At 44.0% G+C, this 8,089-nt stretch carries 15 protein-coding genes; all 15 read right to left on the bottom strand.

Features of this window, described 5'->3' with window-relative positions; genetic code table 11:
• Positions 1-113: 113 nt before the first annotated feature.
• The 15 genes from QEH52_RS18640 to QEH52_RS18570 all read right to left on the bottom strand — a co-directional run bounded on the left by QEH52_RS18640 (position 114) and on the right by QEH52_RS18570 (position 7,929).
• A complete protein-coding gene (locus QEH52_RS18640) occupies positions 114-527 on the bottom strand; it encodes a hypothetical protein (RefSeq protein ID WP_308952469.1) in 414 nt (137 codons plus the stop codon).
• A 420-nt stretch (positions 528-947) separates the two neighbouring features.
• The gene (locus tag QEH52_RS18635) at positions 948-1,532 is read right to left on the bottom strand and encodes a nucleoside/nucleotide kinase family protein (RefSeq protein WP_308952468.1); all 585 of its coding nucleotides are present in this window, start codon (positions 1,530-1,532) and stop codon (positions 948-950) included.
• Between the two features lie 82 nt (positions 1,533-1,614).
• Positions 1,615-2,031 (bottom strand): hypothetical protein, encoded by a 417-nt coding sequence (locus tag QEH52_RS18630; RefSeq protein ID WP_308952467.1) that lies wholly within the window; start codon positions 2,029-2,031, stop codon positions 1,615-1,617.
• A gap of 80 nt (positions 2,032-2,111) precedes the next feature.
• Positions 2,112-2,489: a hypothetical protein gene (locus QEH52_RS18625; RefSeq protein WP_308952466.1), complete on the bottom strand. Its 378-nt coding sequence runs from the start codon at positions 2,487-2,489 to the stop codon at positions 2,112-2,114.
• Between the two features lie 108 nt (positions 2,490-2,597).
• On the bottom strand, positions 2,598-2,900 hold the full coding sequence (locus QEH52_RS18620) for a hypothetical protein (protein WP_308952465.1): 303 nt from the start codon (positions 2,898-2,900) through the stop codon (positions 2,598-2,600).
• Between the two features lie 28 nt (positions 2,901-2,928).
• Positions 2,929-3,453, bottom strand: coding sequence for a GNAT family N-acetyltransferase (locus QEH52_RS18615; RefSeq protein ID WP_308952464.1), 525 nt, complete (start codon positions 3,451-3,453; stop codon positions 2,929-2,931).
• 71 nt (positions 3,454-3,524) lie between these two features.
• Complete coding sequence (locus QEH52_RS18610; RefSeq protein WP_308952463.1) at positions 3,525-4,199, bottom strand: hypothetical protein; 675 nt, start codon at positions 4,197-4,199, stop codon at positions 3,525-3,527.
• A gap of 132 nt (positions 4,200-4,331) precedes the next feature.
• The gene (locus QEH52_RS18605) at positions 4,332-4,817 is read right to left on the bottom strand and encodes a hypothetical protein (protein ID WP_308952462.1); all 486 of its coding nucleotides are present in this window, start codon (positions 4,815-4,817) and stop codon (positions 4,332-4,334) included.
• A 13-nt stretch (positions 4,818-4,830) separates the two neighbouring features.
• Positions 4,831-5,241, bottom strand: a complete 411-nt coding sequence (locus QEH52_RS18600) for a hypothetical protein (RefSeq protein ID WP_308952461.1) — start codon at positions 5,239-5,241, stop codon at positions 4,831-4,833.
• A 75-nt stretch (positions 5,242-5,316) separates the two neighbouring features.
• Positions 5,317-5,658, bottom strand: coding sequence for a hypothetical protein (locus QEH52_RS18595; protein WP_308952460.1), 342 nt, complete (start codon positions 5,656-5,658; stop codon positions 5,317-5,319).
• A 74-nt stretch (positions 5,659-5,732) separates the two neighbouring features.
• Positions 5,733-6,254, bottom strand: coding sequence for an SUKH-4 family immunity protein (locus tag QEH52_RS18590; protein ID WP_308952459.1), 522 nt, complete (start codon positions 6,252-6,254; stop codon positions 5,733-5,735).
• Positions 6,255-6,330: 76 nt separating this feature from the next.
• The gene (locus QEH52_RS18585; protein WP_308952458.1) at positions 6,331-6,663 is read right to left on the bottom strand and encodes a hypothetical protein; all 333 of its coding nucleotides are present in this window, start codon (positions 6,661-6,663) and stop codon (positions 6,331-6,333) included.
• 43 nt (positions 6,664-6,706) lie between these two features.
• Positions 6,707-7,063 (bottom strand): hypothetical protein, encoded by a 357-nt coding sequence (locus QEH52_RS18580; protein WP_308952457.1) that lies wholly within the window; start codon positions 7,061-7,063, stop codon positions 6,707-6,709.
• A gap of 62 nt (positions 7,064-7,125) precedes the next feature.
• Positions 7,126-7,425, bottom strand: a complete 300-nt coding sequence (locus QEH52_RS18575) for a hypothetical protein (RefSeq protein ID WP_308952456.1) — start codon at positions 7,423-7,425, stop codon at positions 7,126-7,128.
• Between the two features lie 42 nt (positions 7,426-7,467).
• The gene (locus QEH52_RS18570; RefSeq protein WP_308952455.1) at positions 7,468-7,929 is read right to left on the bottom strand and encodes a hypothetical protein; all 462 of its coding nucleotides are present in this window, start codon (positions 7,927-7,929) and stop codon (positions 7,468-7,470) included.
• Positions 7,930-8,089 lie beyond the last annotated feature (160 nt).

The raw sequence follows: 8,089 nt of genomic DNA, 5'->3' as shown, positions 1-8,089 counted from the left end.
GTCTGAGGATTTTATTTCTTTTGTTCCTTCTCTTACTCTCAAATGCTTAGGCTAAATGCTTCGAGCCGTCGATTCTATTTTCTTCCCATATCGTCGAGCTCTGGCGCGGCGCGTTAGCGACGTTGTCCAGCAGCGTCTGGATATGCCTTGTTTACTGAGATAGCGCTGAACCCTCCCTTAGGGTCATACATATTCTGAATACTCATTCCTGCACTATTTCCTGTCTTAATATTCCATGACTTAAGTAGTTCATCCTGGGTCTTCTTTCTTCTTACCTCTTCTTTTTTTGACCAAAACTTCCAGCCAGTCTGTTCTTTTTCGAATAGGACGGTGCCAAGTAGATATAGGTTTGGTTGGCTCGAGTGCTGATAGATCAACCAGCGCACTTTCCCTTTTTTCGTTTCTTCAAAGACTTCGATGTGCCCCTTTTCGATTTTTGAGTTAAATGCTGCAGATGCCGACTCAATTGAATCTGAAATGTCTAGTTCAACGTCATTGATCTCGAATCGTGTGCCTTTGATTTTCATTCCTTCTGCATATCGTAGACGAGAGGAATAGATGAGCGCCAGCGAAATCTATTGCCTCGTCGGACTGGTTAGCATTTTGATTTTTTCGTGTATATGAGAATGACTGAGAGTATCAACAGGGGGATTAGTGTCCAGATGATGATAAACTGATCATCGAAATTATCTTTTTTGTAGTTGAGGTCGCAGACTAAGATTGGGATCCCGAAGGCGAATAGCACTGATGGTATCCAGCTAAATAATTTTATTGAATTTCTTTTTCGGACGGGCAGGTAAAAACAAAGAAACCATGCCAGAGTGTAGCCCGTTAATGCAATAATGCTAACTATCTCTTTTGGCATCTAGATTTCTTTGCTAACGATGAGGCCAGGCACCCAGCCTGACGAGTTTGAAGTTCAAGTGATTCTCGGATTTTCGGACGGGTTACATGGGTTGACCTGTGCCGACTGGTTCTGCTTTGATTTTGTTGAGTATTTCTTCGCAAATTTCTTCCTGCTTTTTCCATCCATCTAGAATCAAATCGCAATTATTCTTGTGCCGATAAGCATCCAAATAGGGGTATCTAGCTCTACTGACGTAATAAGATAAATCTTCTTTAAGCCTTTTTAAACGACTGTCGGCGGTGTCGGAAGCATCATCAATGAAATCCCTAATTATCCTCCTTGCCATCGCAACATCTAATGGTGTGTCGATAAAAACGGATAGATCAATATCCCGCTTCAGGCGCGAATGATCCCGACCAAATGGGAAATCGATTATAATGTAGTCGACTACGTTATCTGAAATGCTCTCGGTAATCGCTTTTTGCATGCCGGGACAATCAAACTCTTCGATATTAGCTCCCCGGATAGACCAGTCATAAAAGTTCTCCGGATAAATGTTTGTTGAGTCAAACTCATCAAAATGAAATGCCTTTGAATTCTTAAGAGATTTAGCAACGAGTTTTGTCAGGGTTGTATTCCCCCCTCCGGAGATTGCATTGATGGATATAACGTATGGCTTGTCCATTTGCTTTGCAGAACGTAGAGGTGTGGCACGGAGTGGAGCGCGAAGCGCGTAATGGAGTTGTCCACCACCGTCTTGATCTGATTTAGGTTTTGTTGAAGGCTTTGATGAATTCCGAATGCGTTTGCTTGAACTTGTGCCCTTTTACAGTGTTGAGGTTCACCGTCAAAGATGTGGCATCAGTGGCTTTAAAGCAGATTCCTTGGCCGCAACCTTTGAGAATAACGATTACATAATCACACTTGGGTTTCTGCCTTCCCCATTTGTTTGGTGTCGTAGTTTTGAATGAATTCGCTGCAAGTGCTTTCACTTGGATTCTGTAAAAGTTCTTTCCGTCGGAGATAAGGAAATCGGTTTTTTGTCCAACATCGGACAATGGCCAGAAGACTTCCCAGCCGCTTCGCTGCAGCCAGCACGCAAGTTGATTCTCCCAAGAGAGATTAACCATCGATTCCTTCATTTTTAGAATCGGGCTTCGAATGTTATTTTCTCTGGTAGGCATTTCTTTTCAGATCGTGGAGCACTATCGCGACTGTAGCGCGGAGCGCGAAAGGAGTTGATAGGTGCGTCTGGATCTACCTTTCATTTGGCCGATTGGTTGTGGTTTGGTTTTAGAATCACCTTTCCTTTGGTTATCAAGATGTCTGCTTCGATGACATCCGCGACAAGAGCAAGAACTTCAATCCATGATATATCTGTTTCTTGTATCGTAATTCTCTTATTAAAATGTTCTTCACTGATTTGGGACGCGTCGACTCGGAGTGGAAATGTCATGCTGTTACTAAGTGCTCCTATGACCGCACGCACCGATGAATCCGTAAAATTAACCTTTGGAATCTTTCCGACTGTTGCTGATCGTATCGTCCATTCGTATGTCATTGGGTCTGGATAAGCCCAATCGGTAGCACTCGCTGTAGTAAATGCAGACATGATGAGTATTGTGGCTGCGATTGCTTTCATTCTTTTGTAGATCGTGGAGGACTGGCAACCCACCCCGAGTGATTCGTAGTCTAAGTGGTTATCGAACGTCCGGCGGCGTAAATGGGGTTGTCCAGCTCCGTCTTGTTCTCATTTCTGTTTTTTGAAAATGCTAGAGATGGTTCCGAAAGTAATTAGCAGGCCAAATAGTCCACCGATAGAAGCTACGGGGCGATTCCAAATCCACCCCATGACTCTGACTACCTTTCGTCCTCCTTTTCCGCTCGGTCCTTCGCCATCGAAATCTAATAGCCCAGGATTCAACCAAACTGCAGCGCAATATCCTATAAGGGTTAATCCTAGAATCGCCCCTATCACGATGTCTTTTGTTGTAGTTGGTTCATTGAGGATTTCTTCAACTTTCGATTCTAGAGATTCGTTTTCGTTATTCATTTTATTTATTTGAGAACGTCGAGGTGTATCACGGAGTGAAGCGCGGAGCGCGTAACGGAGTTGATACCACCGTCTTGTTAGCACCTGTTTGTTTTCTCAGTCGATACCGAAAGAAACGTTTTCCCCCGATTATTAATTCTCCGTCCCCCTCGAAGCCTAATTTCTTTAAAGCTCGAATCTTTTTCCTTGTTGGTGGGAGTAGCGCCGTAACAGCTTCAAATCCCATTTTGCCAAATGCCAGACCAATTATCGTGTCAAATAGTCTTTTTCCAATCCCCCAATAATTGGGATGTAGGACCATTGCAAAGTCTGCTTCTCCATTCTCCGGCTGTAGCCCTCCCCAGCCGCAAAACTGCCCGTCGATAACGAACGCCCATGGTCCATAACCATGCTCAGTCCAAAGTTTTTCTTTCGCAGCTATGAAATGGTCACAGTCAATTTCATCGAAGCCACCGGGCGCCAGTGGCAGATGCTCTCGCACGAGAGGATTATTCATGAGTTCGACAATGTTTGATTTTGCGACCTCACCAAGTCGTCTGAACTCAATATCCATTTTTATTTTTCTGCTAACGTCAAGATGTGGCATGGAGTGAGGCACGAACGGAATTGTCCACAATCGCCTTGTTAGCCCTTGGATTTACGTCCGGCTTCGAAAGCGTCTCGGTATCGTTGACTGAGTTCATCGATCACTGACTGGAGGTAATCCGCAATCTCAGCCTTTCCTTTCTCGCGAGCATAAGAAACTGGATAGTCTCCATCCTCGTTCTCCACTTGAATGGGGAAAAAATCGAATGGGATATACTCAACCTTATCGGTAAATCCCATCGACTGCCCTTCCTTAAAGGTATCTGCTGGATCAAACTTGGTATTCTCCAGGATTCCCGTCTCAAGGATAAAGTCTTTCACACCTTCTAGGTCGCCAGCGTCAATGACTTCGAAAATTTCAGTCTGCCAACGATCTGCTTCGGCGATCTCTGGCAGTTTCGATTCCGATTTTGGGAACAGGGCAATAAAGGACTCTCTCCACTCCGATTCCCACCGCTCGCCGTTGTCTCGTAGGTAGGCGTATAGCTCAACGGCTTGATCTGCGGTAATCGTATTCGAAAGCGCTTTTAGTTCGTTTTCGTGATATAGCTCTCCGGACTTCGAAAGCCATAGCGTGACGTCTCCAAGCAGTTCAGGTTTGATGAATTTCATAGGTGTTGATTCGGGGGCGGCATCGGCCTGTTCATTTTTCTCCGGCGCACATGCTGAGGTCATCAAGAGTGCGATCAATATAACGGTGTATCGTCTGAGCATTTTTTGGCTAACGTCGAGATGAGTCACAGATGAGCGCAGCGAAATCTGTTGATCTCAATCGACTGGTTCGATCTCGAATTGGTTTTTGCTCTAATACTTTGCTTATGCTCTGCCCATTCGTTCCAATGGTTCCTATTTCTCTAAAATATTATGGTGTAATTCAAATATCCGATCCAATTCTTTCTTTATTTGGTTTAATTGTGGTTCTTCCGTCAGTTTACATTTGGCGGGAGTGCCAGGAACTGTCACTGGAAGGAAGATTAATGAACACACCAATAGGACGATATTTATCAAAAGTAACAGGGATTTCAGTAAGCCCAAAACCTGACCCCCACGAAAAGACTCACATCCTAGACTGACTTCTAAAGGGTCTGATTTATTCTGCTCTTTAACTTTCTCTCTACAATGTCTTAAATAGTCTGAATCTCTGTTCGCGGCTCGGAATATTATATAATTTACTCGTAGCGCAATAACTGGAAGAAGAATGGAAAAACAATTCTCTTTTGTAGCCCAAAAACCTCCAACGGTAGCAACATTTATTGCAACCAAGGTTTGGAGTCTCGACCATAGCAAATTAGATTGATGAATCCATAGAGCTAGATAGTCAAAGTCTTTCATTTTTTGCGTATTGTTATTTTTGAACCAAACGTATGCCGCCTTTGATCAACCAGTCGTTCGTGATCAAATCCCCGTTTTTCTGAGGTGCGAACTTTAAAACAGCCTCTTTTCCGCTATTAAATTTTCCAGTCACAATGATAAAATCATTTTTCAATTCCCATTTAGCGTCTGATAACTCTTGGCTTTCTTTAACCGTATTAGCCAAGACTCTGTGGAGTTCAGCCACTTCTTGGTTGGATTTCTCTACGATTTTAATACGAGCAATGGCTTCTCCGTCGTCGCGCAAATCAAGAGTGATTTTTGTATAGTTGCCTGTATCGTCTTCGTATAACCCTGCGTAATTTTTCTTACAGCCAGTCATGAAAATGGCTGCCATTAAGAATAGGAGGGTAAGGGGTGATTTAATTGTTTTTTCTTTTTTCATTTTTTTTGTCGAACGTGGAGCTGTGGCACGGAGTGAGCGACGAAGGAGCGAACGGAGTTGACCACCAGCGTCTGGTTAGCTGTGTTTAGTTAAGTCTGCTGGGGTTGGGTTAAATCGACAATTATCGGACAGAATGCATTCTATTCTTTCGATTACAGGCTGATTATCTTCGGCTGTGATGAATGCGAATCCCCATATATCTTCAGAATAGTCGAACTTTCCATACTTTCCGTGAAATGGGATGATTCGTTGCTCACCAGTTTCTATGATGTTCGCAGGTTTTGACTCAATTCCTTTTAGGATTGGAAACAAGGTCTCCCTTAAGGCTTCGACGTTAAACATTCCTGTAAATTCAATCAGCATACTACCTGAACCATATCCTGGTCGGTATTGGTAGTTGAAGACTTCTTCTTTCATATTCTTAGCTAATCGTCAAGAGGTGGCACGGAGTGAGGCACGAACGGAGTTGTCCACTCTCGCCTGGTTGTGCTTTATTCTTTCATCATTTCATATTCCAAGGGCCAGAACGTTCCCTCGTTCAACGCATCAGGGTCTACTTCGTTCAGAAGTGCAATGAAATCAGTCGAGTAATCAGCTTCGATTGCTTCCGCCATTAGGCACAGAGCCACAGCAAACTGGCTCAGAGATGAATTGATGAAGACTTTCTGCATTCGATTGTCATGGTTGTGATAGCAAATACTGCCATCTGATTCATCGATCGAAATGAAATCCCCTGAACCGTTGTGACCGAAAACTCGAAAGCCTGAATAGGCTTCTCCGAGATCTGGAATTAATTCATTCATTCTCTCCAAGTTGTATGTGAATGAAAGGAACGGGGCAGCGTCCTCAGGAAAGCCTGCCTCTTTCAAAATGGCTTTGTCACCTTCGGCAATGCTTAGGCTTTCAACTTGCTCCGATGGAAATTCTCTAAATTTTCCGAGGTCGAGTTCGACTCCTTCTGGGAGCTCCCCAAATGCGTTTTTAAATCGTTCTTTGAATTCGGTCGGGTTCATGATTCTTTATGCACAACGTTGAGATGTATCGATGGAGTGAAGGCGGAGCCGTAACGGAATTGATACCATCGACTGGTTAGCTCTTTGGTTTTTTGCCCTTGGTTTGTGGGTTAGGTGTGAACGTGACGCTGATCAAATTATCTCGATAAAGATGAAATCCCAGTATCGATTTCCAAACTTTCATTCTTTTGTTTATCGTTGCTGATGCATTGGTGGGGTAAGACTCAAATATCTCAAATTTCTTAATTTGGTTTTCTACAAGATAGTCCCAAATTTGTAACGCTCCAGCATCATCAGCGTTTGCTTTCTTTTTTCTTTCTGGGTTCTGCAAAGGAAAATGCAACTCGACCCAATCCGATAGATCCTTTTCTGTTTTGATCTTCGCATAATCTATAACGCAGGTATTCATTTTCTTAGCTAACGTGGAGCGTAGTCGATGCGAGCCAATGAGCTCAATCGTCCTGTTGATTTTTAGAATTTCTGGGGGCTGATCTCGCATTGACTACCGCGACTGGTTCGCCCCCCTTGAAGTTCGACAATCTGACCATCGCGTCAACTCGGCCACTGTTTCTTTTTGATTCGATGAGGGCAGCTCCAGACATGGCAAGAGCTATAAGACTCCATATAGGAAAACCTCGACTGGTGAAGACATAAGCGGCGGTGCCGGCTAGTAAAATTGCTCCGATCGTGCCGAATAAGTATCGCCCAGTATAATATTCGAACGCCGACTCTTGGATTATCTTTCTGAGAGATTCCTTAGTTTCTGCCTTCTTGAGGATAAACTCTGCTATGGCGTCTTCGTTTTTCATATTTTGGGGGAACGTCGAGCTCTGGCGACGGCGCGTTAGCGACGTTGCCCAGTAGCGACTGGTTATGGTTTCCGTTTCTTGTTTTGGATGTAGGATTCGTAGCCTGCAAATGAAGCCTTTTCTTCTCTTTCAAACTCCTTCTTCGAGTAATCGGATCTCCATTTGTATTCTGTTCCGAGCCTTCTTTTTATTTTCTTTTCGAGCTCCATGGGCTTGCCCCAACCGTAGGCTAGATTCAAGAGCCCTTCTGCATGTGCGGTTGCTTCTTTCTCAGTGATTACGAACAAGTTCAGAATCATCTGAGATGCTGATCTGATTTCTGACTCTGATGGTTTCCTTTCCATAACGGTGAGGATGAGCATAGATGAGCGCAGCGAAATCTATTGTCTCACTCCGTCTTGATCTCAATCGATTTCAATAGATGCCTGAGAAATGCCCAAGTGCTTCAAATCTCGCATCACCTTTCTTTCAAGGCTTTCATTCACCCAGATGCCCCAATATCTAGGCACCTTGCCTTCTTCCGGTAAGAGCCCAAGAGACAGAATAACAAAGCCTTCGCCTAAGTATTTCTCATGCTTGGTGAGCAATTCTTTCTCGCTCATTCCAGTCCATGCCCAAAACGTCAGTCCCGTAGGCTGGTCGATGAAGATCTCTCGAACTTTTCCGCCGTCTCGCTCCGAGTAGACTGGAAACCTTCCCTCGCTTGTGAGTGCTTCAAACTGAACCTGCATTTCTGCAATCGGTATCCAATTTTCGAAAGCTTTCTCTCGTCGCTCGGATTTCGCTTCGTCAAGTTCACTGACTTTTATTTCAGCGGCGAAGCAACTAGTTGATATAATCACGAGGAGTAAAATTAGTTTTTTCATTTTTCTGAGATCGTGGAGCACTATCGCGACTGAAGCGCGGAGCGCGAAAGGAGTTGATAGGTGCGTCTGGAGTGTGCCCAGCATGGGCACGGTGTAAATGTGGTTAAAGTCCACTATAGTAAGAACTAATATATGAATAATGAAAAGAACTATTACCAGA

The organism is Thalassobacterium maritimum, assembly GCF_031127805.1.
Lineage (GTDB): Bacteria > Verrucomicrobiota > Verrucomicrobiia > Opitutales > Coraliomargaritaceae > Thalassobacterium > Thalassobacterium maritimum.
Note: the sequence above shows the minus strand (reverse complement) of the source record. Positions and strands in the feature narration are given on the sequence as shown.

What these genes read in the sequence shown, in the direction of transcription:
- QEH52_RS18640 (WP_308952469.1), bottom strand. Translation starts at nt 527, where the DNA reads ATGAAAATCAAAGGCACACGATTCGAGATCAATGACGTTGAACTAGAC.
- QEH52_RS18635 (WP_308952468.1), bottom strand. Translation starts at nt 1,532, where the DNA reads ATGGACAAGCCATACGTTATATCCATCAATGCAATCTCCGGAGGGGGG.
- QEH52_RS18630 (WP_308952467.1), bottom strand. Translation starts at nt 2,031, where the DNA reads ATGCCTACCAGAGAAAATAACATTCGAAGCCCGATTCTAAAAATGAAG.
- QEH52_RS18625 (WP_308952466.1), bottom strand. Translation starts at nt 2,489, where the DNA reads ATGAAAGCAATCGCAGCCACAATACTCATCATGTCTGCATTTACTACA.
- QEH52_RS18620 (WP_308952465.1), bottom strand. Translation starts at nt 2,900, where the DNA reads ATGAATAACGAAAACGAATCTCTAGAATCGAAAGTTGAAGAAATCCTC.
- QEH52_RS18615 (WP_308952464.1), bottom strand. Translation starts at nt 3,453, where the DNA reads ATGGATATTGAGTTCAGACGACTTGGTGAGGTCGCAAAATCAAACATT.
- QEH52_RS18610 (WP_308952463.1), bottom strand. Translation starts at nt 4,199, where the DNA reads ATGCTCAGACGATACACCGTTATATTGATCGCACTCTTGATGACCTCA.
- QEH52_RS18605 (WP_308952462.1), bottom strand. Translation starts at nt 4,817, where the DNA reads ATGAAAGACTTTGACTATCTAGCTCTATGGATTCATCAATCTAATTTG.
- QEH52_RS18600 (WP_308952461.1), bottom strand. Translation starts at nt 5,241, where the DNA reads ATGAAAAAAGAAAAAACAATTAAATCACCCCTTACCCTCCTATTCTTA.
- QEH52_RS18595 (WP_308952460.1), bottom strand. Translation starts at nt 5,658, where the DNA reads ATGAAAGAAGAAGTCTTCAACTACCAATACCGACCAGGATATGGTTCA.
- QEH52_RS18590 (WP_308952459.1), bottom strand. Translation starts at nt 6,254, where the DNA reads ATGAACCCGACCGAATTCAAAGAACGATTTAAAAACGCATTTGGGGAG.
- QEH52_RS18585 (WP_308952458.1), bottom strand. Translation starts at nt 6,663, where the DNA reads ATGAATACCTGCGTTATAGATTATGCGAAGATCAAAACAGAAAAGGAT.
- QEH52_RS18580 (WP_308952457.1), bottom strand. Translation starts at nt 7,063, where the DNA reads ATGAAAAACGAAGACGCCATAGCAGAGTTTATCCTCAAGAAGGCAGAA.
- QEH52_RS18575 (WP_308952456.1), bottom strand. Translation starts at nt 7,425, where the DNA reads ATGCTCATCCTCACCGTTATGGAAAGGAAACCATCAGAGTCAGAAATC.
- QEH52_RS18570 (WP_308952455.1), bottom strand. Translation starts at nt 7,929, where the DNA reads ATGAAAAAACTAATTTTACTCCTCGTGATTATATCAACTAGTTGCTTC.